Raw genomic sequence first — 25,461 nt, forward strand, 5'->3', positions numbered from 1 at the left:
AAAATCAAATATTGTAATAACATCTAGTTTACCATAATTATGAAGTTTTGCAAGGAGAAGTATAGATGAAAACCTTTTTTAAGCCGATAATTTCGATTTTTATTTCACTGCTTATGATGCTAGTATCTATAGCCTTTGCCACAACAGCTGTATTGTACTTTAGACCTCTGTATTACAGCATGATTGGAGATTTTACAGGTAAATTAAACTTAACTTATACCGAAATAAAGGAAAACTATGATGCCCTCATAGACTACAACTCATTCTGGGGGGCTGATAAGCTTAGCTTCCCTCACCTGCCTTCATCAGAAAATGCCCTTACCCATTTTGAAGAGGTAAAGGCCATCTTCCTTTCCTTTCAGATTGTGCTGATTATAGGAATAATCTTACTTTTAGTGCTTATACCACTCTACAAAAGGCTCTATAAATCCTATGAATACAGGCTTATTGGCGGAATCTTTACCATATGTCTTCCATCTACAATTGCTCTGTTTATATATGCTAACTTTAACAAGGTATTTATTACCTTTCATAAGATTGCTTTTAACAATGACTTATGGATATTTGACTACAAAAAAGATCCAATTATCTTATTTTTACCGGAAAAGTTTTTCATGCTTTCCGCTGTATGTATAGTAGGTCTTGTATTCCTATCAGGTCTAATTATGCTTATAACATACTTTAAGAGACCTGCGAAGTAAAATAATCATTAGAGCTATACTTTTTTCCTCAAGCACTGATTTTCGCTAAAATGGCTATTGAAAGATGAAAAATCCCCACTGATTACAGCGGGGATTTGACACTTGTATCATGTGCATTATTCTTCTTTACACTTAGCACGAATAGCCCTGGCCATTTCCTTCATTCTGTCTGTAGCATTCCTTGACAGAATAACAGTTTCAGCATATCTTAAAGCATCATGGTTCTTGCCCAGTTTTCTGCCTGTCTCTGCCATAATTATACATAGGGTATTTTCATCCATGCTACAGATAGGGAACTTCTCATTCATGTAGGCTTCCGAAAAACCGTCATAGGCATTTTTTAGGTAATTCATTTCAGTTTTGTCAAGCTCATCATGCTTTTCTTTATAATCAGCCGACTCCTTATCCAGAGCCTCTTTCATCCCTCTGGTAAGCCAAGCAAGCTTAAGGCAGATGTACGCCTTATCGCTGGTTTTTGCACATTTGATAATTGTTGAAAGCAGGGCAAGCTGCGTTCTTTCTATAGCCTCTTCATAAGTATAATATGTCTTTGTTTCATCTATTCCCTTGAATTTGGCCGTAATTTTCTCTCTGATGTCCCTTACATGTCTATCACTTATTGCATCAAAATTCTTGATTAGTCCTGCATACCCGCACTTTGTGCAGATAATTGCATCGTACTTGGTCGCATCCACATATTTATATATAGGGCGTAAATCATCATCAAGCCGTACCAAGGTGTTTCTCCCCACTCTTACGGCTTTTGCCTTGAACTTTGTAGCACAGCACGGACAAGTATAAGTTTTGTCAAAAAGAATCGATTCTTCTGATACTTCCAAAATTATACCTCCTATATCCACCCTTTAAGCCCTAACCAATATATTGGTTAAGCCTTGTTAGGATTATAAGAGCTCTTAAGTGATACTATTCTGTTAAATACAGGCATTTCCGGCTTCGAATCCTTAGAATCAAGACAGAAAAATCCATTTCTTACAAACTGGTACTGTTCTACTTCAGTAGTCCCTTTAAGGCTCTCTTCAACAAGCGCATCCTTGATAACTGTCAATGAATTAGGGTTTAGGTTAAGTTCACCATCCTCATTGTAAACTCCCTTTTCCTCATCCACTATATTTTCATATAATCTTACTTCACAAGGCACAGCATGAGATGCACTTACCCAGTGAATTGTACCTTTTACCTTCCTGCCTTCAAAGCCGTTTCCGCTCTTTGTCTCAGGATCGTAGGTACATCTTATTTCTGTAACTTTTCCGTCTTCATCCACATCATAGCCTGTGCAGGTAACAAAATAAGCATTCATAAGTCTTACTTCATTGCCTGGGAAGAGTCTGAAATATTTCTTAGGAGGATCTATCATAAAGTCCTCACGCTCTATGTAAAGCTCTCTTGTAAATGCCAGCTTTCTGCTGCCAAGAGCCTCATTTTCAAGGTTATGAGGAGCATCCAGCCACTCTGTCTCACCCTCAGGGTAATTAGTTATTACAAGCTTAACAGGGTCAAGTATAGCCATAACACGCTTCTTCTCTAGCTTAAGAGTTTCTCTTATACAGTACTCAAGCATGGCATAGTCAGAAGATGCATTGCTCTTGGTTACACCTGAAAGCTCCATAAACAGCTTAATTGATTCAGGAGTATAGCCTCTTCTCCTAAGTGCGCTTATGGTGACAAGTCTTGGATCATCCCAACCATCAACTATTCCATTGTCTACAAGCTTCTTTATATATCTCTTACCTGTTACCACATTGGTAAGATAAAGCTTGGCAAACTCTATCTGCTTAGGTGGATTCTCGTACTCAAGTTCTCTTACCACCCAGTCGTAGAGAGGTCTATGGTCTTCAAATTCAAGGGTACAGATGGAATGTGTAATCCCCTCCACTGCGTCTTCAATAGGGTGCGCAAAGTCATACATAGGATAAATGCACCAGTCATCACCTGTATTATGATGAGTCATCCTGGCAATTCTATATATGACAGGATCTCTCATGTTCATATTGGGAGAGCTCATGTCTATCTTAGCTCTTAGAACCTTGCTTCCATCAGGGAATTCACCATTTTTCATTCTCTCAAATAAGTCAAGATTCTCTTCTATGCTTCTCTCTCTATATGGTGAGTTCTCGCCAGGCTCTGTAAGAGTACCTCTGTATTCTCTTATTTCATCAGCAGACAAATCGCATACAAAGGCCTTTCCCTTCTTTATAAGCTTAATCGCTGCCTCATACATCTTTTCAAAATAATTGGACGCAAAAAAGCATCTATCACCAAAGTCTGCACCCAGCCACTCTACATCAGCCTTGATAGACTCAACAAACTCAGTCTTTTCCTTGGTAGGATTGGTGTCGTCAAATCTAAGATTAAACTGTCCGCCATACTCCTTAGCAAGACCGTAGTTAAGAAGAATTGACTTAGCATGTCCTATATGTAAATATCCGTTGGGTTCAGGCGGAAATCTGGTTATTACCTTCTTGGTCCTGCCCTCAGCTATGTCCTTATCAATAATATCCTCAATAAAATTCTTTGATACTCTCTCTGTATTCTCTTCCATAAAGAAGCCTCCATTCAATATACATATCCTAACTATACTACCATAAAAATGGGTTTACCGCAATAATTCTGTCTTTTTTTCATAAAAAATTACACAAGATACCTCAATTTTAACTTTTCTTCTACAGAGAAGATGCGTTTTTTGTAATTTTAATCACTGCTATAGAAAAGTTTTCTGTTAAAAAAATCTTCAGAATATACACTTACGGTTCCCCGTTAGGTCATTCTGAAGATTATAAAATGCTTAAACTTAGCAATAATGCTATATTATGTCTTAGTAATTGTAATAATAAGTATCGTCAATCTTTACTCCATCAGACTTCCAGTTCTCAATGCCCTTGTAGTGAAGTCTAAAGAAATGATATCTCCTGTCAGTAGCAGTCTTGCCAGCCAGTGCATCCTTAACCACTTTGATGCAGGCTTTTTCATAAGCTGCTCTCCAGCCTGTATTCTTTCCGTAGTTCTTCATCGCCTGTTCAAGCTTTCCTCCTGGAGCGCAGAGTGCGAACTGGTAGCGTCCTGCATACTTCTGGTAGATTACACCCTTGATTGTATTTGGAAACCTCTTGTTAAGTACTCTGTTTATAACAGCATTCGCTGTAGCAAGCTTTCCCTTGTAGGACTGATTGCCTGCCTCAAGGAAGGTAACACAAACAAGAATCTTAAACTCTTCGTCCGTATACTTGATTACATCCTTAGACTGTTTCTTGACTTCTGAAGCCTTCTCAGCCTTTTCAGCCTTTTTTACTGTCTTCTTAGAGATATTCTTTGTAGTCTTTTTCTTTGACTGAGGCTTTTTATCATCAGCGCTTCCAAGAGGAGTCTCATCTTCCTCTGCTTCGATTTCATCCTCAGCTTCTTCAGCCTTTACCTCTTCCTCGACCTTTTCTTCAGGTAAGGTCTCCACCTTTTCGCTCTTTATTTCTTCAATCTTAGTCTCTATTGCAGCGTCTGTTGCCACTACTTCTTCTGCCTTCACTGACCTTGTACCACTGCTAATCATCATTCCTGCAAGCAGGATACAACCGAATGTTATTATCTTGGTTCTCATTGTCCCCCCTAGGTGTTTTAATAATTTCGTAACATTTCTGTAATTATTATATATTATTTTACAGAAATTGGCAAGTGGGGATTCTTGCTGCTACGTTTTTTCTTAATCTCTTCTCTTATCACTATCGCACCGCTTATAACTGTTACCACAACCAATGCAATGCCAATGTAATTAACCACATCATTCTTCACCTGTAGAAATGCACCGGAAAGTAAAGAAGTACAAATGTAAAAAACAGCCCTCTGTTCATGCTATATGATAGCATTTATATTCAAAAAAATCCCATGACATTTTCCGCACATTTTTAGTCGCATTAATTTCGGAAAATGTCATGGGCATATACGTAAAAGTATGTTATCATTACACACAACGGTAGTACAAACAATTAATTTTGTCAAAGAAAGAGAGGTTTTCATTATGAAATCATATTTAGTTAACACAACACTTATCAAAAAACTTATACTGTCTTCTTGCTTTATAGCTATACTTTTATCAAGTCTTGCGCCAGTCTGTTCAAGTTTAGCAGACATTCATTCTAATTCAACTCTTGTTTGTGAAAGACCTAAGCAATGCGAAATAGCAGAGTTTAGAAGCAGGAAAATCTAATACCATATTGCCTCTTTATCAAAGTGTCTTTCATAAAATTCTCTTATCATTTCGCTATCATGTCTTTGATATAGTTCGGAGATATAGAACAGTATCTTGCACATCTCCATTGCCTGTTCTATATTTCCTTTCTCTTCTTTAGCTTCTATCAGGCAAGATAATACATTCATAAGCGGAAAAGTATAATCTTTAATTATCATTTCATCCATAAGTTCTCTACAGATTGTATAACTTTCGTCATATCTCCTACTATCATTATACATACATGTAAGGTTTCCCTTTGAAAGTGAAGTATAGCGCCAATCTAACATTCTCTTTCTTTTTTCGTTGTCTATTATACCTTTAACTATTTTTATCCCTGTTTCCAGGTTCTTCTCCGCTTCAAAACCAGCTATATAATTCAGAGCATCAATTTCTACTCGTGAATGAAATAAATCTTCTTCAAGCTTACATTCTATTATGGAAAACAAATGATCCAACTCTTCCTTTGACACACCGCTGTCCTTCTTAGTAAGTAATTCAAAAAAGCCCACCAAAATCTGATTTTTTATAATATCCATATCGATTTTATCTCTTAATAGTTCTATCTTTTCTCTAAAAGCATCCATCTCCTGTGTTGCAATTAGCTGTCTACATTCTGTGGCAAGCAGTAAGCTTTCATAATCATCTACATCTATTTCTGCCCGTATTAAGAACCACTCCATACCCAGTCTTTCAGCTAGTTTTTCCAGTTTCTTTCTTTTAGGATATTTGACTCCCCTTTCATACCTTGAATACGACTCAAAAGCACATATATCATCACTTACCTCTTCCATTGTAAGTCCCATCTTTTGCCTATATGCCTTTAAGTTATCACTTAGCAGCATAGACAGAGGATAAGATTCCCTAAATACCTCAGTTCTGAAGTCTTCTGAAAAACCATATTTATTCAATATGCTTACAAGCGCCTCCCTATGCTTAGCATATACAGTCCTAGCGTGCAGGGTTTTAGCATCTTTACTCAAAAGCCTAAGCACCTCCGGCAATCCCACCCAGCAATAGTACTTGGTTAAGACTTTCAGGCTTTCTTCTTCTAATTCAATCCTCTTATGTAATGTAAGGCTGCCCCTGTCATTCAGCAACATTGTCAGTGCAAGCCGTGGCAGTGTCTTATATATAATGAATTTATCTGTCACATTTACTCTGTAATAGTTATAGACATCATATAAAATGTCCGTGATGTCAGCATTCTTATCAGGATTCATCTCGTATTTGAGGTCATATAGATTGATAAACAGATTCCATTCAAATACACTAAGTCTCTTCTTTTCTTCTACTATAGCCTCCACATCCTTTACAGTATGGTTTAGAGCCTTCATAATCATGCTATATGCCTTATTATTATCTTTTTCACCATACCTCGCTATGATATATTCAATATAATCCCTGTAAGCAATCTGGATATCCTCATCTTCAAGCACTAACTCATCAAACCGCTTACTCTCACAGACAAGTCCTTCCCAGTCTCTCTTTTCGACAAGCTTCATACAGTTTTCATACCATTGATAAAACTCGTATACATAGTCAGGTATCATTACTTCAAATCTTTCATTTGACACACCCATTCTTTCTAATAAAAAGAACAACCTGGTAAGGCTAATCTCATTTTCTCCACTTTCATACCTGTCGTATGTACTTCTGCAACATAAGCCTTCATATATTTCTTTTGCAGACATTCCAAGGGCTTCCCTTATATTCTTAAGTATATAGCTTGGATTATCCGTATATTTGCAATTACTATTGTTCATCTTTACCTCTCAATGTATATCTTAATTATCGTCAAAATTCAGTTCTTGAAGTATACATCGGATATGTCTCATTTAAAAGTAATAGTAAATCCTCTTAATGCATGATAGAAAAGTCATACACCAAGCTTTCTCAGTATATGACTTTTAAACAGATATTTAGTTAGTTCTTAGATTTATAATTGAATCGTTCCATTTAATATCATTACTCCCAAAACATGATTGACAATAGCCAAGATAAGACCTATCACGCTCAAAACAAGTGATAATTTTGTGTCATAATCATTTCTTTTTAATATTGAGAATATTATCCCAACTACTGCCAATATATCTCCTACAAGTGCAATTAATAACGCACTTATAATTGATAATATACTTATGATAAGAGCAGGTTTATATTTGCTTTTATCCTTTAACATACTTACTTCTAATATTGTATTATCCATACTTTTCCTCCTATTTTTATCATTGACTAATGCAATTGCAATTCTGCTTTAAGCGTTACAATTGCCTTAATCACAACAGTATTTCCCTAGTTATAGCAACTTTGACTTCATCTGGTTTTCTTAAACTTGAAATAGTTTGCAAATGTTAATGACATATCAATAATCACTATTAAAAAGTTGCCTCCTAGACAGGTGTACAAGAAAATCATAGAGAGAACACTATTTTCAAACTTAACTGTCAGTTTTATGGAAATAAATAATGCAATCAATACCATTATCTGTAAAATCCCAATCTTATAACCAGTTTCAAAAGCGTCAAATTTTACTAGCATTCCTTCATCACGAGCAGAATTCCCATTCTTTAACTCCTCTCGAATACATATTAAACATTTTACAAAATAAACTGCTGCTAATGTGTATCCAAAAATATTTACAGATTGGATGCTAGATGAAAGCCAAAAATACAATGTTGATATTACCACAGGTACCGTGATAATCTTACTGTTTTTGTTATCTACAATTCTCATAATTGGCTTAATTGCATCCATAATTTACTCCTCGTGTAATAAGTTTCTTATTAGTTACAATCAGAGAACTCCACAACTTTCTATGTAATGCTCTCCTAATACTTGATCAAGTAACAATATATTACCACTAAACATAAATAAACACCATGGCATTTTATGGGAATTATTATTACTTTTTTTTCCTTAAAATGTCATGTCTTTATATAAAGTTTAATTCGGCATATACTTTTGATCTCAACATCACAATATTAATAATTTGACATAAAGAAATAAGCCATATACATACCTTCACCGTATATGGCTTAATCATTCTATTACTTGAGTTTAATATGCGTTCAAATGCATCATGGAAATCTATCAATCATATACAGTTATTGTATACCATACTCCTTATACAGCCCATGCCTAATTTCCTCATTTTCTACTACATCCTTGATTTTGTCGTTCTTACCTTCGCTCATTAAGAGACTGATTAGTCTTGCAAGGCAGCTCTCGCCTTCTGCTTTTCCTCTTGCTTCTCCTCTTGCTTCTCCTCTTGCTTCTGCCCTCTCAAACATCGGTTCAAAAAATTTCTCCATGTTCTTTCCTCCTTCTTCACATTCTACCTCGAAAGGCAGCTCCTCACCTGTTAGCCTTAGGATGAGTTCACTCACTTCCTCAGGATGGTTTAGATCTATGCGGTCTGCCTTATGTTTGCTTCCTTTTACCATGTAATCCGCTATTAGCTTAAAATCCTTCTTAAACTTATTTATATCATCTTCACTTAGCTTTTTCAAGTCTATCAGATTGATACTATAGTCGCTTACATAGTGTTTGAGTTCAGAATCTAGGTTAAGCCTTTTGTGCAGGGTTGTCTCGTGCTTCCATTCTTCTTCGCCATAGTAGATAACAAAGGTTATTACAGGATAAATATCTATCCGCAGGTCTGTCTCATTGGTCTTATTGGTTTTCTTTGTCCTCTTCCTTCGTTCCTTTTCTACAAGCTGGGTTCTATAAGAAGCACCATCATACGAAATCACCCTAAATACCATATCCTCATCAGGTATAACCTGATTTTCAATGCCTATTAGTGAAATAACTACATTTTCTTTCTTCCATAGCTTTACGACATCTCTGTCCTGAAACCTATGTTTACTGTCGTCACCCTTATAGTGGCTCCAGCCGGAAAGATCAACAAGTTCATCCTCTTTAACTACATCCTTCCCATCAAACATAATTCCATTCACAAAGTCTGCAAATACGTCATTAAACATAAGGAGCTTCTTCTCTAAAATATCCTTCTCTCCCAATTGTCCCCCTTTCTAAAAACAACAGAAAATTAAAGTCAAATCTTTGGATTTAACAGCCTGAATATTTCTTTTTGAATTAATAAATACATCTTAGATTGGCGCCAAGTAAAATCTACAAGAACCATTATATATTATTTTCTCCGATTTGTAATCAGCTAAAATGCACAAAGTTTTTGGATTTAAATATACAAAATATACAAAATTAAAAGACCTTCTATATTAATAAAACAAAGAAAGCCTTTTTGATTCAATCACCATAATTTTTGATTAGTTTTTCTTTACCCACCTTACTAAGTCATCCCATATATCTTTACCAGGTCTTGTTCCGCCACCAATGGCACCTATCAGCAGCAGTCCTATATATAGAATAAAGGCTATAATATACTTACAATATATTTTTATGCTATTCATCAATTCCATTGTCTCCATATTTTCCCCTTTAACGCTTATCAATTACAGGCAGGAACACTAATCTTCCTTTTCCCGCAATATAGAAAATAGTAAACCCGCATTTATAGCCCAGCAAACAGCTTTTAATGCTGCGTAAAGTGCCGCAGGAATACCTGTAATATGAGTAGAAACTAAAATTATCATAATTGCAACTAGCGATATTATGTAGATGATTATTTTTGTCGTTTTATTAAACCTGTTAACATAGTTGTTCTCCAAAAATTTTCTGTTTCTATACATAGCATTTAAAACAACCACAAATACAAGTCCAAAAACACCTGCCGATATTAATTTATCTAACATAATATTCTACTCACGCATCCTTCTTGCTGCTGCGTTTTTTCTTAATATCTTCTCTTATCACCATCACACCGCTTATAATTGATACCGCAGCCATTGCAAAGCCAATGTAATTAGCCACATCATTTTTCACCTGTAGCAATGCACCGGAAAGTGAAGAAGCACAAATGCAAAAGATAGACTTATTCATACAAAACCTCCAATTAAATTTAATAATATGCTTATATGATAGCATATATATTCAAAAAAGCCCATGACATTTTCCGCACATTTTTAGTTGCATTAATTTCGGAAAAAGTCATGGCTTAATCATTCATATAATTTATTTAACAAAGTTAATTTGCTTTCACGCCCTATAAACATAGCCGCTCTATGTTTTCTTCAAAAAAAATCATAATCTTTCATAAACAGCTTCACTACATATCCCTTCCTTTTATACATCCCATAAGGCATTCTTTTAACAGCCTGCTGTCAGCAGTATCATAAAAATGTAAAAGTGCCTCATTAAAGCTCAAAGCTTCCTTCTTTCCTATGGTCAGTACTCCTTTACCCTCACTTATCAGTATTTTACTTGCTACTATCGTTGAAGTCCTCTTATTTCCGTCCCAAAAAAGCTGTCCTCTTACTGAATAACAAAAATATTCTATCGCTCTTTCATAGATATCAGGAATATTATTTATTTCTTCTATTCTCTTTTCTACATCGGCTTTAACGGGAATAGGCGGTAGATAATCTGTTCCTCCTACTCCTACAGTACCGCTTCTTAGCACTCCCCATTCTAAGCTTTCATTCCTGGATACCAGGCTGTTTATCTTACATATATATTCAAATGTAAGTGGTTCATCCAGGGTATCTAACATAGATTTCCAGGCATCCCTTAAGTTTAGTACTGTCTGTATGTCCGATACCGGTACATTATTTACTATTGCACCGTCAATAATGGCCTGTGTCTGTGGAAATGTAACATTTACGCCCTCTATGTAGGCGGTATTAAAAACCAGCTCAGCAAATAGCTTTTTTGCTAAAAAAATATTAGCCTTTTTATCCATATTCAACTCCTATTTTTCTTTATTCTTTATCCGATGCCCACAACTTTTTCGGTATTTTCTCAATGCTTAATTGCTTTAACAATATCATAACTAACCAGTTTAACCTTGTCAATAATCTCAGCCTTCTCCAAACATCCCTTTGTAAAACCAGACTTAGAAAAAAGATAGATATATCCCTAAATATCAGTAAGCTTATGCGATTCTTTATTTTAACATCCACTTTGTCTTTACGGGATATCTGGAATTGGAGATATAAAACACTTCATCTTCTAATTTTTCCCATTCACCTTGCTCAAATTGAAACTTATATAAAATATAAGGCAATATTACTTCTTTCTTTTCTCCGGACTTCAACGTGACATCTAAATCAAATTGATTGCATAAAGAGTAAAGCATCATTTCAGTTGCTGTTGAATATCCTGTTTTTTCAATAGAATTAGGTCTGGTATCCACAGTTTCGCTTTTATTAGTCTTGTTGAAATATGTTACATTAACCAAGAATATTTTCACTTCTTCATCCATTTCCAAATCATAATCATATTTTTCCTTTGCTTCCTCTTTAGAAAGAACTGTGTATCCATTTACCTTCATAGTTACACCGTTAGTTACTTCTCTCTCAGTCCCAAATGGTATCATATCTTCCTTAACCGCACGGATTTCACTATTTACTTTATACACTCTAAAAGCATACAATACAACAAGCAAAATAACTGCGCCTAAAATAACCCTTTTTTTCACTCTGCCTTCCTCACTCTTCCTTCTTCCAGTATGAAAATAATGTCAGATAACAAAGTTAACTCCTCCATATCATGCGAAGCCAGTATTATGCAGGCTCCTCTTTCCTTTTCCTCTTTTAAAATATCAAGTAATTTTCTTACACTTTCCTCATCTAAGGCATTAGTCGGCTCATCAAGCAGGATTAATTCAGGACTTTCCATTATAGCTGCTGCAATTCCAAGCTTTTGTTTCATTCCCAAAGAATATGTTTTATATTTCTTCTTAAAGCAGGCTTTCTCAAGTCCGACCTTTTCCATTGCCGCTTCTATTTCTTCTTTTCCTATTAACCCCTTTATATCCGCTAGCATTTTTAAATTATCGTATCCAGATAATGATGGAATAAAGCCTGGATTTTCAATCAGAACTCCTACACTGTCAGGAAATGTCACATCTTTTCCTATCTGCTTCCCGCTAACCCTTACCAGTCCCTCAGTAGGCTTTATTAAACCACAGACAGCACGAAGCAGCATAGTCTTTCCACTGCCGTTCTTACCTTTTATTCCATAAATTTTCCCTTTATCCATTTCCAAGGAAACATCATCCAATACTTTGTTTTTATCAATTATCTTTGTTAAAGCTTCTATTTCTACATACATCTTAGATTCCCTCCTGTTCTTTGCCATAAATATCCAGTTTATTAAAATATCTGTACCCCAAGACTCCACATAAGAATAAAACAATTATAGAAATAATAATTCCTATGGTAAATGGCATTTTGTGAACTCTTAATAGCATCGTATAATTTCCTAACAAAAGAGCATTACACCAGTATGCTGATACCGATAAATAACCCATTAGCATTATTATAGCTAAAATATTGTTAGAAAGAAATGATATGGACATACAGGCAAAACTAATAACTAAAAACAGCAATACCGGCATTATTACAAGGCATAAATACATCTTAATACCAGATATATTGCTAATATCAACTCTCAACATTCTTTCACAAATTTCTTTATTAATTACAGTATTATTGCCACCATGTAATGCTGAAAATATGGAGCCTGTAAATACTATACATAAATAATAAAGAATTACACTAAAGAAAATATACACACACTTTCCAATCCACCAGCACCATTTATTTCCTGCTCTAATTAAAAACTGGTATCCCCTTTCAGTGTACTCTGCTTTCGGATATGTACCTATTCCAAATAGTACATATATATGTACAAACAGCCAGGCTATCGGTATATCAAAAATATCCTGATTTGTTAGCGTCCCAACCTCTTCTTTACCAGAAAAAATATACATAAGATAGTCGATAAGCCCTGCTTTATTATCCATATTCAAGCTAATTTTCTTATTCCAAAATGCTAAAATGACAGAAAGCAGTATGATGAAAAGCAAATATACTTTATATCTTCTGCAAATTCCATTTTTAACATCATGCTTTATCTGCCTTTTTAATAAAAGGATATTATCAGCCACTAAATCCACTCCTTCTTCTTAATACACTGTTTCATCAATACATAATAAATAATGCAGGTTAAAATAATGTATAACAAATAACCCATCTTAAATCCCATGCTATCCCACATTCTGTAATCAATAGTTAAAAAATTACAAAATAACGGAATTATCCTCTGAAACATTTCAAAAGCTACAACTGAAAGCAAAATTATAAATGTTATGATGCTGTTATGAAGCCTCAAATCCAAAAATATAATCCAAAGGCATACAAAAAAGTTTCTTATAAGCAGTGTAACAGCAGCGATAATAAAAACTATTATAAAACCTATATTAGAAGAATGTTCAGTTTTAAGTAAGTAAATACTGCTCTCACTCCCCCAGTTGATAAGAGTTCCGGTCTGTAAACTGCTAATAAAGGTCACCACTATCATCACAAAAGCAGTACATATGGCAGAAAATATTATTCCTTTCTTCATCCTTCTGCTTACTAATCTCTTCACACTTCCGAGTCGAATTAAACAGTTTACTTCATCATCATACTTTATTAAATTGGTAAATAATATGATGACAAAAGGTAGGATAAGCATACCATATACTCTCGGATCCAAAAAATAAACATAAGCATCAGCCAAGGTATAAAGTGCCCTGTAGTAATAAATTCCATTATACGGACTTGCAGTATAGTATAGGAATAAGGCACAAAATAAAAACATGGATATAATGATTAAGTTTAAATTACGCTTTAACATCCTGTTTCTTCCCTTTCCACATAAAAACTATATAGGATAATACAAAAAACAGCAGAAAATAAAGTATATATACCAACAAGTAATTATTGTTTGCTCCGCCATTTAGCATAAAGAACAGGGAATATTCCGTTCTATTGATTAAATTTGTCAGAGAGTAAATAAAAAAATAAAATACAAAAGGCACTATAAGTACACCAAATTTATGCTCCGTAAAATATGTATAACTAAGTGAAAGTGTAGCTATTACCCCTGCAAATAGAAAATCAATAACTATAAACATAAGTATATATATCAGTGGATGTGTAAAGAAGAGTTCATATAACATGGTTACAGGTGATATTGTCCCATTGGAGCCATTATCCGGCAAAAGTGCAGGTAAGAACATAGATGACATTATCAGGTTTAGCAGCAAAGGTGTGGCCACTGCTACTCCACCTGACAAAAATACAGCCAGATATTTAGCCTTATAATAAGTCTTTTTATCCACTCTAGTACATACATTTATAATATATCCACTTTTCCTGTCCTCAAAAAATGAGCTTCCAAAGGGAAGTACTGCAAGAAGCGGCAATATAAGGTAAAATATATAGCATTGAATCGGGTATAGCTCATTCCCCATCCAGTTATTAAATAAGCCTGTTGGCACATATAATGGATCTATAGCTTCAACAGATAATTCATAACCAATCTGGCTGCTTTGAGGTATTATTACGGACACAACATGCCATATAGATAAACCGCAGCCTATAAGCAAAGCCAGTTTCATACCTATAGTATTAAAGGCTCTCTTTACTTCATTAGTATAAATTGTTTTCATTAATTGCCTACCTTACATAATCTAATTTTACTATACGTTTATTTTCATCATCACTTCCCGGTGAAACACCTCTATCATTAATATCCAGGTAAAAGTCCACACTCTTATCATTTATAAATTTATCTTCTACTAAAAATACTAAATTAAAATCTCTTTTTTCTCCCTTTTTCATCTTTACCTTAAATGCACTTTTGTTGCTCATTGGAACATCATTATTGGAACTCAGCATCTCATAGCCTGTCTGCTGTATAGTATCCTTATACACTAATATATCTATAGTATTTAAATAAAAACCTCCAATTACCTCATCTACATCTAAACATTCCAAAGATGTATTAACAATAAAATAAGAATAACCATCTATTGCATTTCCATCTTTATCAACATGCCCCAAATCATCAGAATAGTTGAAGTCTCCCAGTTTTTTAGATGTTGATATTTTATTAATGGTATATCTGTTATAGGCAGTTTCAATAACATCATTTTGTGTTACAACTTTTATACCATATTGTTGTTTACTAATCTCATTAAAAATATGTTTTTCATCTTTGTTTGTATCTGTTGCAGAAGATGTATTCCTATAATCTAATTTTACTAAAGACTTATATTTATCATTGGTTCCCTGAGCGGAACCATTTTCATTAATATAAAGGTAAAAATCAACTGCCTTGTCATTTATGAATTTGTCCTCTACTAAAAATACTAAATTAAAATCTCTTTTTTCTCCCTTTTTCATTTTTACCATCATAGCACTTTTACTGTTCATTGGGACATCATTATTTGCTGTAAGAAGTTCTTGCCCCATTTTCCGATTAGTATCATTATAAGCTAATATGTATAGGTTTCCTAAGCTTAGGACACCAAAATATCTATCTACCTCTAAACATTCTATTGTTGCACTTATAATAAAATACGAATAACCATCTACTGTGTTTCCGTCCTTATCAACATGCCCCAAATCATCACAATAGTTAAAGTCTCCTAATTTTTTAGATGTTGTAGTGTTGTGTATTGTAAACTTATAATATTTACTTACAATATTATCATTCTGTGTTATGACCTTTGTGCCATACCATCCCCTACTAATCTCTTCGAACATGCGTTTTTCTTCGTTATTGGAATTTTGTGAATAGGATGCTCTGTTTTTATCTTCTTCATTTCTCGAAGACACTAAATTATCTGCATTTTTATTTTCTACTTTAGTAGAAGGTTCGGAAATTTTTTTTTCATTATTTTCTTCACTTCCAAAAACATTATTAATAAACTTAACTAATAAATTATTGTTTGTAGCTAAGTTTAAGTTTTTTCCTATACTTAGTAGTAAAACTATTGCCATTATGGTAATTATGGAAATTTTAATAATGTTTATTTTTTTCAACTAATCATACCTTCTTTCTAATTGAGTATACTAAATCATCATACCATACACCCACTAACATTACCATGATATTTTCTGAAAAATTTTAGCCTATTTTTCTTCAGAAAAAGTCATAATCTTTCATAAACAGCTTCACTACATATCCCTTCCTTTTATACATCCCATAAGGCATTCTTTTAACAGCCTGCTGTCAGCAGTATCATAAAAATGTAAAAGTGCCTGTATACCATCTTCCTGTAAGCTAATCTTTATGCACTTTCAATTCTCTAAATACATCTAACAAATACTTAGCTACAGGCTCCTCGGCCTCTATAGTTAGATGTATCCCATCCTTTTCAAGCGGCAAGCGAAGGCTGCCCACATCAGCAAAATGCACTCCCTCTTCCTCTGCCACATTGTGAAGAGCCTTAGATAAGCCACCATCCAAGGTACTAAACTTTTCATAGTATCTGTCACCTGTAAAATCAAGTTTAGGAGGAGCTATAAGCAGTATATCTGTCTTTCTACTGCTGTAGGCTTCATTTTCAAATAGCTTGTCTATCAGAGCCTTCATCCTCCCTGCCACCCTATCTGCATCAGGCTTGCTATAGCTTAGATAATCATTGGTTCCAAGCATAATAGCCAAAAGGTCAATACGCCCCGCCTTCTCTATAACCTCTTCAAATTCTTCAAGTTCAAAGTCCATAGATGGTATACATCTGCCCACCTTAGCTTCTACGATGAATTCCCATTCACCCTTTAATTCATTAGCCAAGATACCCGTAAATCTTTGATTCTCAGGATATCTCGCCCCACTATGTCCGCCCCTTACATCTACTCCATAGGTATTGGAATCGCCGTAAAATAAACACTTCTTCATACTTCTCCTCCATTTCTCACACTTACTGTATAAACTTTCGTTTATTTAATCTCTTACCTGCTATCCTCTTAGCCTAATTTATCCATTCAAATAAGCCACATAACAAGTGTAACACCTGTATGTGGCTTAAGCAAGCAGCTATATTTAATTAAATTTCTTTGATACTAATCTTGTACAGCTTAGCAATTACTCCCATAAGGTCTCTACAGCCGTCTGAAAGCCTGTTCTTCTTCTCTGTTACCAGATAAAGCTTTCTGTAACCGCCCTCCTTACTTATCTTGAATTCAAGGAGTTCTCCTCTTTCAAGCTCTCCGGATACCGCAAGCCTTGACATCATGGCTATTCCAAGACCGTTGATAACAGAATTAATTACAGTCACTGTCTTGCCAAAGGTTGCACTTACCTTTAATTCATCCTGAGATATGCCCTGGCTTTCAAGAAGCTTGATAGCCTCCTTTCTTGTACCTGAGCCACTCTCTCTCATAATGAAATCTTCATTTTTTATCCAGTTAAGGTTGGTCTCTCTCTCCTTTATCTTCCTGTATTTCTCAGAATTCTCAGTTACGAGGATTAGCTCGTCATCATAAAATGGAATAAAGTTACACTTGTTGCTGTTGATTTCAGTACCGGCTATGCCGATGTCTGCCATATGGTTGGTAATGTCCTCTACCACCCCTGCACTGTCAGTTTCTCTTACCCTAAAGTCCACATCAGGGAATTTTTTCTTAAATGCTGAAAGAATCTCAGGTACAAGGAACTGTCCCGGTATAGAAGAGGTAGATATAACCACCTGTCTTACCTTGTTGTCTTCATCCATTGAAAATGAATTCTGTATCTTGTCAGCAAGCTCAAGTATCTCTTTGGCATAGAGGTAGATTCTGTCTCCCTCATCCGATAACTGGACCTCTTTGGTTGTCCTGTCAAACAGCCTGACTCCCAGCTCTTCTTCCAGGTTGTTGATATAGGCACTTACCGTAGGCTGGGTAATGAACAGCTCCTTTGCAGCAAGTGTAAAGCTTCTATTATTGGCAATCTTTACGAATGCTTCCAATTGTTTTAATGTCATTAATACGCCACCCTTTCCGTCTCGCCGCCAACCTTCTTTGTTACCTTTATCACATCCATATATTCTATTATTGGCTTAGCACATTTTCTACTTGTTTCAAACATTTCCCTTACTTCTGAAATAGTAATAATTTCATTTGTCTTAAAATGTTCCCTCACCTTTTGCTCGGCTACATCCATAAAGTGCTTCATTGTGTACATTTCAAGCTCGATGCCGACTTTTACAGCCTTTTCCTCGTCCATCATCACTCTAAGTACATCCATCACCACTTCATCACTATACTTTTTCTTGTCGATTTCTGAAAATCTAAGGAAAGCATAGCCTGCAGTCTCAAAAGTATCCGTAAGCAGCTTTTCTATAGAAAGGTAGGTTTCATCCTTATTTATCTCATAACCCGGCAGGCATACATACTCATTTCTTACTTCTATGAGGTTCTCGGAAACGAGCTTATTGATACATTCTTCAAATACATTTAATTTTACCTTTTTCATATAGGATGAATGTATCTCAGCCTTCTTTATTCCTGCCCTGTAAGGATATTTTTCATAGAATTTCTTCAAATCCCTGACAATTTCCTGAGACAGAATAAAAGCATTGTCCCTGTGCCAGAAGAAAATATCCTTGTTCTTAGGAAATTCATAAATAATGCCATCAGCAATTAGCTCATCCAGATAAGGGCGGAGCTCCTCTGCGGAATGTGACATATTTTTGGCAAGGTCTTTTAGAGTAATCAAATCCTCAGTCTCAGCCCTTATATTAAGCTCGCAGACATCTGCAAGAGAACCTGACTCCTTCTTAAGCAGTTCCTCTATGGCATCCTCATTAAAACGCTTTTTCTTTCTTGGATTTGGCTCTAGGACTATACCTCCACCGATAGTCTCAAGTGGACTGTAGAAGCGGACTATGAATCTGTCGCCTCTTTTGGTTGCAAGTTCCTCTTCAAGTAGAAGCTGCGCAAGCCCAGTCTCTCCCGGAACAAGCTCATCCTTGTCAAGAAGAATAGCCCTGCAGAGGATTTCGCTGGTTCCCGTAAAAAGGTGGAGTCTGTCTCTATTTTTAATATTTCTATTGGAATCCTTTAGTACTGTGAGTTTTACATCCATAAGGCGCGAATTCTCCATACTTCCCACAGGCGCAATTACACAGCCCCTGTGAAGTTCATCCTTATGTATGTTAGATATGTTGAGAGCCACCCTCTGTCCGGCTTCGCACTTATCCTGATTGGTTTCGTGTACCTGGATATTTCTTATCTTACACTCTTTACCTATAGGAAATACCTCAAGGGTATCATTTTTACTTATGGAGCCTGAAAGCAGGGTTCCGGTAACAACAGTTCCAAAGCCCGGCATAGAAAATACACGGTCTACAGGAAGACGAGGAATGCTGTTTACATCCTTTTCCTTTACATCGTCCTTAACCATATGGAGTATAAGTTCTTTAAGTTCTTCTATACCATCTCCCGTCATGGCAGATACCCTAGCCACAGGAGCACCCTCCATTATCGTTCCCTTAAGCTCTTCTTTGACATCTTCCTCCATCATGCTAAGCCACTCTTCATCCACAGTGTCGCATTTATTAAGCACCAGAATTGTCTTTTCTATGCCAAGAAGCCCAAGTATATCAAGATGTTCCTTAGTCTGAGGCATGATTCCCTCATCTGCCGCCACAACCATGAGCACAAGGTCCATACCAACTACTCCGGCAACCATGTTATTTATAAATTTCTCATGCCCCGGCACATCTATGATACCGCATCTGGTATGGTCTTTAAGGTCAAACCAGGTAAAACCAAGCTCAATGGTAATACCACGCTTTTGCTCTTCCTTAAGCCTGTCTGTATTACGCCCTGTAAGTGCATGTATGAGGGTGGTCTTGCCATGGTCTATATGTCCTGCGGTTCCTATAATAATATGTTTCATTAAAGCACACCTCCAAACAGGCTGCCAATAGTCTCAAAGTCTTCGTCAAGCAGGGTACGTACATCCATCCAAATGGCATCCTCTGCTGTCCTTGCAACTATGGCAGGTCTGGAGTGGTGCATAATCTCCTCAAGGGAAGTTACGCTTATATTTTTTGGCTTAATAACTACAGACACACTTTTGATTCTTTCAAGAGGCAGGGAGCCTCCTCCCACCTGCGATTCACAGTCTTCTATGGTTATCTCTGCATGTTTACACTTATCTCTAATAATATCTGCAAGCCTTCCTGCTCTTTCCTTAACCGAGTCATAGGTCTCGCTAATCATCTTAAGAACAGGTATCTCAGATATAGCTTTTTCTTCATTTAAGTATGAAAGTAATACAAGTTCAAGTGCGGTAACAGTGAATTTATCAACTCTAAGCGCTCTGGTAAGCTGATTCTTCTTCATCATATTGATATATTTCTTCTTACCGATAATGATACCCGCCTGTGGCCCGCCAAGAAGCTTGTCTCCACTAAAGCAGACTACGTCCACTCCTGCTTCTATTGCTTCCTGTACTGTAGGCTCGTGTGTGAGACCAAACTTAGCAAGGTCAATAAGCACACCGCTTCCAAGGTCCTCAATGATAGGAAGTCCTTTATCTTCAGCAAGAGGCTTGAGCTCACTTGCCGTAACACTCTGGGTAAAGCCTACTATGCTGTAGTTACTGGTATGTACCTTTAAGAAAGCCTTAGTATCCTCAGTGACAGCCTCTTCATAGTCAGAAAGATGTGTCTTGTTGGTGGTACCTATTTCTACAAGCTTCGCACCGCTTTGCTCCATAACATCAGGTATTCTAAACTTACCGCCTATCTCTATGAGCTCGCCACGGGATACAACTACTTCTCCGCCTTTTGCCATAGTGCTGAGGATGAGCATAACTGCGGCTGCATTGTTGTTAACCACCATGGCAGCCTCGGCTCCTGTTATTCTACATAAGAGTTTTTCAAAATGCGAATAACGCTCTCCCCTCTTACCTAATTCAAGATTGTACTCAAGGTTTGAATAACCACAGACTATGTCCTTAAGCAATTCTGCCTGAGTCCTTGTAATAGGCGCACGGCCAAGGTTGGTATGCAATATAGTTCCTGTACCGTTGATTACTTTTCTTACTTTTGGTTTAAAAAGATTCTTTACTTCATTTACGATTGTGTCCGTAAGATTGTCTATCTTAGATTTAAGCCCTGTTTCACTGTCTGCTTCTGCAATTAAAAGGCGGAGTCTGTCTGTCTCCTCCCTTATGATATCCATCACTATCTCGTGTCCGTATTCTGATATTACTGCCTTAATTTCATCCTTCTCAAGGAGTATATCCACCTTGGGTATACTCCTATACAATACATTCTTATCCATTTCCCCTTCTTTCCGCGCAGAAAATCCGGTCGAGTCCGACATTTTCTGCCAGAACCCGAGGATTTATCTCACATATATTAGTTTTTCCTTCTTTGGTACAACCTTACCGATAATAGCTACCTCGGTTGCAAGTGAAGAACCCTTAAGTGCCTTAATAATCTCTTCTCCATACTTAGCTTCTACTGCATATAAGAGTCCGCCTGAGGTCTGTGGATCAAAGAGTAAGTCTCCATACACTTCCTTTACTCCACTAAGGTCAACCTTTGAATCGAAGTATTTTTTATTCTTATACGCTCCTTCAGGAATCATTCCCATTTCCGCAAGGCTCATTGACTCCGTTACATAAGGAATCTCATCTGCATATAATTCAAAAGAAACCTCACTTGGCTCAGCCATCTCTACTCCATGTCCCAAGAGTCCAAAGCCTGTTACATCTGTGCAGGCATGAACAGGGTAATTATCCATTATCTCTTTTGGCAGGCGGTTAAGTGTAGTCATAACTTTGATTGCCTCTTCCCCAGCTTCCTTGGAAGCCATGTCTACTTTGGCTGCGGTACTTACTATACCGGTACCAACCTGCTTGGTTATAATAAGGATGTCTCCTTCTTTTGCGCCGTAGTTTTTCTGTATTTTTTCCGGATGCACAAATCCGGTTACGCTTAGTCCATAGAGAGGAACATCATTTTGTATTGAATGTCCACCTATAAGAAGTGCCCCTGACTCAGCTACCTTGTCTGCACCACCCTTCATTATATCTCCAAGTACGCTCGGAGACAGGCAGTTAGGGAAAGCAACTATGTTCATGGCAACCTTTGCTGTTCCACCCATAGCATAGATGTCGCTAAGGGCATTGGCCGCAGCAATCTGTCCAAAGAGGTATGGATCATCTACTACAGGCGTGAAGAAATCGAGTGTCTGAATAATAGCCACATCGTCGCTGACTTTATATACAGCCGCATCATCTGAAGTATCAAGACCTACTAAAAGGTTCTCATCATATCTTAACTTAGGCAACTTGCTCATAACCTGAGCAAGGGTTTCAGGACCTATTTTAGCGGCTCAGCCCGATGCCTTGGTAAGAGATGTCAGTTTTACATTTTCTTTACTCATGTAACCTCCTAAATTTATTCTTAGTGATAAAAATTATCTATATATACACTGAATCATTATACTATACACAGTTACAAATTTTCAAGTGGTCTACAATTTTGCAAAAAATTTGCAATTAAACCACAGTTTTATTGTTATTTTTTTAACGAATAGACTCAAAAAACAGAGGCCAAATTTCTCAGCCCCTGTAATCAACTTTAATCTAAGTCCAATCCAAATTATTTGCAATGCATTTTTAATATATTGCAATCAAGCCGTAGGCCTAATATTACAACAATTTGGATATAAGTCTGTACTGTAACACCTATTTTATGCTTACATCTCTACTTTGTCACCCTTAGCAAACTTAGCTATCTTGCCTCCAAGGAAGAGGAGTGCAAGGATGTTTGGAAGTACCATCAGAGCGTTGAAAAGGTCTGAAAGATTCCAAACAAGGTCTACCTTAAGAAGTGAACCGCAGAAGATACATATAACAACGATTATAGTGAAAGGAACTATTGCCTTGTCACCAAAGAGGTACTTGATGTTCTGTCTCGCGAAGAAGTACCATCCGATAATTGTTGAGAAGGCAAAGAACAATAAGCAGAGCGCTACAAACTTAGGACCTATACTTGAGAATCCATCAGCAAACGCTGCCTGTGCCACTGCTGTACCTGTAAATGCTTTCTTAACTCCGTCTACAATCTGTTCATTATTGCTGCCATATCTTCCATCAAGTACGCCAGTTGAAAGAATAACAAGAGCTGTCATTGTAAGTACTACGAAGGTATCTATAAATACACCTATCATGGCAACTTCACCCTGATCCTGTGGCTTATCAACCTTAGCGATAGCGTGTGCGTGTGGTGTAGAACCCATACCTGCTTCATTAGAGAAGAGACCTCTTGATACACCTCTTCTTATTGCTTCTCTAACTACGATACCACCGGCACCACCTGCAATTGCAGCAGGATTAAATGCACAGGTAAAGATAGAAGCAAATGCGCCTGGTACATTCTTATAATTAATTATAAGAATAATAAAGCCTCCGATGAGATAAAGTGCAGCCATTATAGGTACACATTTCTCTGTAAAGGAAGCAATACGGCCGATACCACCAAGGAAGATAAATGCTGCTATAACCGCTACTGCAATACCTATAATCCAAGCAGGAATACCAAATGCTGTCTTAAATGCATCACTTATAGAGTTAGACTGAACCATGTTACCCATGAAGCCAAGTGCAAGGATAATAGCTACAGAGAAGAAAGCAGCAAGGAACTTACCGAATCCACCCTTAAAGGCCTTAGTAATATAGTAAACAGGACCACCTGTTACTTCTCCGTTCTTATCAACTATCTTGGTTGCCTGAGCCATACAAGCCTCACCGTAGATTGTAGCCATACCAAAGAAGGCTGCAAGCCACATCCAGAAGATTGCTCCCGGGCCACCACCAACTATAGCTGTAGCACAACCGGCGATATTACCGGTTCCAACCTGTGCTGCAATTGCAGTTGCAAGTGCCTGGAATGAACTCATACCATCTTTACCTGCCTTAGAACCACTGAGAGAGAAATCACCGAATACTCTGTTCCAGGCTCTGCCAAAATGGCGAATCTGAACAAATCCGGTTCTAACCGTGAAGTACAGGCCTGCACCAAGGAGAACAAATAAAAGAATGTTGTTCCACACAAAGCCGCTCATTTGGTCAACCACTTTTGCAGCCTTGTCCATTGCGCTAGGCTCTGCTGTAGCATCTAAAGCCATTACAAAAAATTTCGTTAAATCTATCATACCCTTTCCCTCCTCCTAATATCAGTAGCCTCAGACCTCAACCAAATCTGAGACTTTTGTTGGGTATTTTTCTAAAAGAGTATCCCCCCGCAAGTCTAGCCTTGCGGAGGGATACAAGACTAGACATTATTTATCAAATACTGTCTGCTTATCAACTTCTGTGCAGAGTGCATCAAGTGCCTTCTGAACTATCTTACGACGAAGTTCTTTTTCCTCATCTGCTGGTAATGCAGGATTACCAAGTGGGTGAGGGATAGCAATAGCTGGTACGATTCTGTTAGCACCAACAGTAAGTGAAATAGGTGTTACTGTACAGATATGAACTACAGGGATACCTGTTGCTTCAATTGCTTTAACCATCGTTGCACCGCAACGTGTACAGGTGCCTCACGTGCTGGTTAAAATAACAGCATCTACTCCTGCTGCAAGAAGTTTCTGTCCAATCTCTTCACCGAACTTCTTAGCTGATGCAACGGCAGTACCGTTACCAACTGTTGAATAGTAGAACTCGTGAAGCTTGCCGATAACTCCTTCTTTCTCCATATCACGGAGTACATCAAGAGGTACTACTCTGTCAGCTAACTCGTTAGCATATACAGGATCGTAACCACCGTGTGCTGTCTCTGAATTTGTACTGTCAAGAGTATCAAGACCAGCCATGCTGTAAGTGCCGTACTTTGAAGCATTTGAGCTCTCAATGTGGTCCGGATTGCCCTTTGGAACAATACCACCTGATGTAACTACAGCTATTGTAGCCTTGCTCATATCCTTGATAGCCTTACCTGGCTCTACTCTATCGAATACAGGCATTGGATACTCAGTAACGAATGGCTTGTCAGCTATCTTCTTAAGGAGCATCTCTACTGCTCTCTTTGAGCCTCTCTTAGACTCGAAGAAGTTAACACGCTGATTCTGGTTGAAATATCCTTCTTCTACAGATGCACCGATTGGCTCTCCCTTTGCAAGCTTAAGAGCAAGTGGAGCCATCTTCTTAACTGCATCTCTCATACCTGCTGCATTGTTCTTAGTAGATACGATATATACCTCGTTCTTGAACATGTCTACACCAGGGTTCTCTTCGTACATACCTGTAACAACAGGAATATTTAACTCTTCTTTAACTGCTGCTGCTATAGTAGCGCAGGCAACGCCATAACGTCCTGCGTTAAATGCAGGTCCTGCAATAAATAAATCAGGTTTCTGTGACTTAACCATCTCGATAATCTCAGCCTTAGCCTTATCAAGATTCTCATTGAAATAACTATCTCCACAGATGATAGTAGCTACTATCTCTGCTTCTTCTCCAAACTCTGCAGCAAGTGCCACACCAGGACCTACCTTTTCTCCTACGCGGAGCTCAGCTGCATAATCAGCCTTTTCCTCGCCACCAATCTGTGCAAAGAACTGGTTGATATAATGAACAACTCTAAGTTTTGCCATG

General features: G+C 37.0%; 26 protein-coding genes. 2 read left to right on the forward strand and 24 right to left on the reverse strand.

Features of this window, described 5'->3' with window-relative positions:
* Positions 1–65: 65 nt before the first annotated feature.
* On the forward strand, positions 66–701 hold the full coding sequence (locus tag JJN12_RS07840) for a TIGR01906 family membrane protein (protein ID WP_208429152.1): 636 nt from the start codon (positions 66–68) through the stop codon (positions 699–701).
* A gap of 116 nt (positions 702–817) precedes the next feature.
* Here the strand turns inward: JJN12_RS07840 and JJN12_RS07845 are convergent, their stop codons facing one another.
* From JJN12_RS07845 to JJN12_RS07855, 3 genes are all read right to left on the reverse strand, one after another.
* Positions 818–1,540 (reverse strand): DUF2225 domain-containing protein, encoded by a 723-nt coding sequence (locus JJN12_RS07845; protein WP_208429153.1) that lies wholly within the window; start codon positions 1,538–1,540, stop codon positions 818–820.
* Positions 1,541–1,587: 47 nt separating this feature from the next.
* On the reverse strand, positions 1,588–3,261 hold the full coding sequence (locus JJN12_RS07850) for a glutamine--tRNA ligase/YqeY domain fusion protein (RefSeq protein WP_208429154.1): 1,674 nt from the start codon (positions 3,259–3,261) through the stop codon (positions 1,588–1,590).
* Positions 3,262–3,534: 273 nt separating this feature from the next.
* Complete coding sequence (locus tag JJN12_RS07855) at positions 3,535–4,311, reverse strand: cell wall hydrolase (RefSeq protein ID WP_208429155.1); 777 nt, start codon at positions 4,309–4,311, stop codon at positions 3,535–3,537.
* A 417-nt stretch (positions 4,312–4,728) separates the two neighbouring features.
* Here JJN12_RS07855 and JJN12_RS07860 point away from each other — a divergent pair, with 417 nt between their 5' ends.
* Positions 4,729–4,917 carry a hypothetical protein gene (locus JJN12_RS07860; protein WP_208429156.1) on the forward strand — a complete coding sequence of 63 codons (189 nt, stop codon included), beginning with the start codon at positions 4,729–4,731 and terminating at the stop codon, positions 4,915–4,917.
* On the opposite strand, the gene JJN12_RS07865 is transcribed toward JJN12_RS07860, so the two are convergent.
* The 21 genes from JJN12_RS07865 to grdB form a co-directional block, all read right to left on the reverse strand.
* The gene (locus JJN12_RS07865; RefSeq protein ID WP_208429157.1) at positions 4,914–6,704 is read right to left on the reverse strand and encodes a helix-turn-helix transcriptional regulator; all 1,791 of its coding nucleotides are present in this window, start codon (positions 6,702–6,704) and stop codon (positions 4,914–4,916) included. The two genes, JJN12_RS07860 and JJN12_RS07865, sit on opposite strands and share 4 nt — an antisense overlap.
* A 173-nt stretch (positions 6,705–6,877) precedes the next feature.
* On the reverse strand, positions 6,878–7,147 hold the full coding sequence (locus JJN12_RS07870; RefSeq protein WP_208429158.1) for a hypothetical protein: 270 nt from the start codon (positions 7,145–7,147) through the stop codon (positions 6,878–6,880).
* A gap of 107 nt (positions 7,148–7,254) precedes the next feature.
* A complete protein-coding gene (locus tag JJN12_RS07875) occupies positions 7,255–7,695 on the reverse strand; it encodes a hypothetical protein (RefSeq protein WP_208429159.1) in 441 nt (146 codons plus the stop codon).
* A 350-nt stretch (positions 7,696–8,045) separates the two neighbouring features.
* On the reverse strand, positions 8,046–8,963 hold the full coding sequence (locus JJN12_RS07880; protein ID WP_208429160.1) for an Rpn family recombination-promoting nuclease/putative transposase: 918 nt from the start codon (positions 8,961–8,963) through the stop codon (positions 8,046–8,048).
* Positions 8,964–9,230: 267 nt separating this feature from the next.
* Entirely contained in the window at positions 9,231–9,392 is a 162-nt protein-coding gene (locus JJN12_RS07885) for a hypothetical protein (protein ID WP_208429161.1), read from the reverse strand.
* 39 nt (positions 9,393–9,431) lie between these two features.
* Positions 9,432–9,716, reverse strand: a complete 285-nt coding sequence (locus JJN12_RS07890; protein ID WP_208429162.1) for a hypothetical protein — start codon at positions 9,714–9,716, stop codon at positions 9,432–9,434.
* Between the two features lie 10 nt (positions 9,717–9,726).
* Positions 9,727–9,903 (reverse strand): hypothetical protein, encoded by a 177-nt coding sequence (locus JJN12_RS07895; protein WP_208429163.1) that lies wholly within the window; start codon positions 9,901–9,903, stop codon positions 9,727–9,729.
* A gap of 226 nt (positions 9,904–10,129) precedes the next feature.
* Complete coding sequence (locus JJN12_RS07900) at positions 10,130–10,762, reverse strand: Fic family protein (RefSeq protein WP_208429164.1); 633 nt, start codon at positions 10,760–10,762, stop codon at positions 10,130–10,132.
* Positions 10,763–10,966: 204 nt separating this feature from the next.
* A complete protein-coding gene (locus JJN12_RS07905; protein ID WP_208429165.1) occupies positions 10,967–11,500 on the reverse strand; it encodes a hypothetical protein in 534 nt (177 codons plus the stop codon).
* Positions 11,497–12,135 carry an ABC transporter ATP-binding protein gene (locus JJN12_RS07910; protein WP_208429166.1) on the reverse strand — a complete coding sequence of 213 codons (639 nt, stop codon included), beginning with the start codon at positions 12,133–12,135 and terminating at the stop codon, positions 11,497–11,499. The genes JJN12_RS07905 and JJN12_RS07910 overlap by 4 nt, the downstream gene beginning before the upstream one ends.
* Position 12,136: 1 nt before the next feature.
* Complete coding sequence (locus tag JJN12_RS07915; protein ID WP_208429167.1) at positions 12,137–12,973, reverse strand: hypothetical protein; 837 nt, start codon at positions 12,971–12,973, stop codon at positions 12,137–12,139.
* Entirely contained in the window at positions 12,973–13,455 is a 483-nt protein-coding gene (locus JJN12_RS07920; RefSeq protein ID WP_208429168.1) for a hypothetical protein, read from the reverse strand. The genes JJN12_RS07915 and JJN12_RS07920 overlap by 1 nt, the downstream gene beginning before the upstream one ends.
* 235 nt (positions 13,456–13,690) lie before the next feature.
* Positions 13,691–14,521, reverse strand: coding sequence for a hypothetical protein (locus JJN12_RS07925; protein WP_208429169.1), 831 nt, complete (start codon positions 14,519–14,521; stop codon positions 13,691–13,693).
* Positions 14,522–14,528: 7 nt separating this feature from the next.
* Positions 14,529–15,899 carry a hypothetical protein gene (locus JJN12_RS07930; protein ID WP_208429170.1) on the reverse strand — a complete coding sequence of 457 codons (1,371 nt, stop codon included), beginning with the start codon at positions 15,897–15,899 and terminating at the stop codon, positions 14,529–14,531.
* A 241-nt stretch (positions 15,900–16,140) separates the two neighbouring features.
* Positions 16,141–16,758 (reverse strand): GDSL-type esterase/lipase family protein, encoded by a 618-nt coding sequence (locus tag JJN12_RS07935; protein WP_208429171.1) that lies wholly within the window; start codon positions 16,756–16,758, stop codon positions 16,141–16,143.
* A gap of 148 nt (positions 16,759–16,906) precedes the next feature.
* On the reverse strand, positions 16,907–17,824 hold the full coding sequence (locus JJN12_RS07940) for a selenium metabolism-associated LysR family transcriptional regulator (RefSeq protein WP_208429172.1): 918 nt from the start codon (positions 17,822–17,824) through the stop codon (positions 16,907–16,909).
* A complete protein-coding gene (selB, locus tag JJN12_RS07945; RefSeq protein WP_208429173.1) occupies positions 17,824–19,743 on the reverse strand; it encodes a selenocysteine-specific translation elongation factor in 1,920 nt (639 codons plus the stop codon). Before selB ends, JJN12_RS07940 begins: the two co-directional genes overlap by 1 nt.
* Positions 19,743–21,137, reverse strand: a complete 1,395-nt coding sequence (selA, locus tag JJN12_RS07950) for an L-seryl-tRNA(Sec) selenium transferase (RefSeq protein WP_208429174.1) — start codon at positions 21,135–21,137, stop codon at positions 19,743–19,745. Before selA ends, selB begins: the two co-directional genes overlap by 1 nt.
* 63 nt (positions 21,138–21,200) lie before the next feature.
* Complete coding sequence (gene selD / locus JJN12_RS07955) at positions 21,201–22,247, reverse strand: selenide, water dikinase SelD (RefSeq protein ID WP_208429175.1); 1,047 nt, start codon at positions 22,245–22,247, stop codon at positions 21,201–21,203.
* A 315-nt stretch (positions 22,248–22,562) separates the two neighbouring features.
* Positions 22,563–23,960: an alanine/glycine:cation symporter family protein gene (locus tag JJN12_RS07960; protein ID WP_208430358.1), complete on the reverse strand. Its 1,398-nt coding sequence runs from the start codon at positions 23,958–23,960 to the stop codon at positions 22,563–22,565.
* A gap of 186 nt (positions 23,961–24,146) precedes the next feature.
* Entirely contained in the window at positions 24,147–25,460 is a 1,314-nt protein-coding gene (gene grdB / locus JJN12_RS07965) for a glycine reductase complex selenoprotein B (RefSeq protein ID WP_208429176.1), read from the reverse strand.
* Position 25,461 lies beyond the last annotated feature (1 nt).

It is taken from the genome of Catonella massiliensis, assembly GCF_016651435.1.
Lineage (GTDB): Bacteria > Bacillota > Clostridia > Lachnospirales > Lachnospiraceae > Catonella > Catonella massiliensis.

Excerpts from the sequence above, each read along its gene's own strand:
- JJN12_RS07840 (WP_208429152.1), top strand. The coding sequence starts at position 66 with ATGAAAACCTTTTTTAAGCCGATAATTTCGATTTTTATTTCACTGCTT.
- JJN12_RS07850 (WP_208429154.1), bottom strand. The coding sequence starts at position 3,261 with ATGGAAGAGAATACAGAGAGAGTATCAAAGAATTTTATTGAGGATATT.
- JJN12_RS07855 (WP_208429155.1), bottom strand. The coding sequence starts at position 4,311 with ATGAGAACCAAGATAATAACATTCGGTTGTATCCTGCTTGCAGGAATG.
- JJN12_RS07860 (WP_208429156.1), top strand. The coding sequence starts at position 4,729 with ATGAAATCATATTTAGTTAACACAACACTTATCAAAAAACTTATACTG.
- JJN12_RS07865 (WP_208429157.1), bottom strand. The coding sequence starts at position 6,704 with ATGAACAATAGTAATTGCAAATATACGGATAATCCAAGCTATATACTT.
- JJN12_RS07870 (WP_208429158.1), bottom strand. The coding sequence starts at position 7,147 with ATGGATAATACAATATTAGAAGTAAGTATGTTAAAGGATAAAAGCAAA.
- JJN12_RS07875 (WP_208429159.1), bottom strand. The coding sequence starts at position 7,695 with ATGGATGCAATTAAGCCAATTATGAGAATTGTAGATAACAAAAACAGT.
- JJN12_RS07885 (WP_208429161.1), bottom strand. The coding sequence starts at position 9,392 with ATGGAGACAATGGAATTGATGAATAGCATAAAAATATATTGTAAGTAT.
- JJN12_RS07890 (WP_208429162.1), bottom strand. The coding sequence starts at position 9,716 with ATGTTAGATAAATTAATATCGGCAGGTGTTTTTGGACTTGTATTTGTG.
- JJN12_RS07895 (WP_208429163.1), bottom strand. The coding sequence starts at position 9,903 with ATGAATAAGTCTATCTTTTGCATTTGTGCTTCTTCACTTTCCGGTGCA.
- JJN12_RS07900 (WP_208429164.1), bottom strand. The coding sequence starts at position 10,762 with ATGGATAAAAAGGCTAATATTTTTTTAGCAAAAAAGCTATTTGCTGAG.
- JJN12_RS07910 (WP_208429166.1), bottom strand. The coding sequence starts at position 12,135 with ATGTATGTAGAAATAGAAGCTTTAACAAAGATAATTGATAAAAACAAA.
- JJN12_RS07925 (WP_208429169.1), bottom strand. The coding sequence starts at position 14,521 with ATGAAAACAATTTATACTAATGAAGTAAAGAGAGCCTTTAATACTATA.
- JJN12_RS07935 (WP_208429171.1), bottom strand. The coding sequence starts at position 16,758 with ATGAAGAAGTGTTTATTTTACGGCGATTCCAATACCTATGGAGTAGAT.
- JJN12_RS07940 (WP_208429172.1), bottom strand. The coding sequence starts at position 17,824 with ATGACATTAAAACAATTGGAAGCATTCGTAAAGATTGCCAATAATAGA.
- selB (WP_208429173.1), bottom strand. The coding sequence starts at position 19,743 with ATGAAACATATTATTATAGGAACCGCAGGACATATAGACCATGGCAAG.
- selA (WP_208429174.1), bottom strand. The coding sequence starts at position 21,137 with ATGGATAAGAATGTATTGTATAGGAGTATACCCAAGGTGGATATACTC.
- JJN12_RS07960 (WP_208430358.1), bottom strand. The coding sequence starts at position 23,960 with ATGGACAAGGCTGCAAAAGTGGTTGACCAAATGAGCGGCTTTGTGTGG.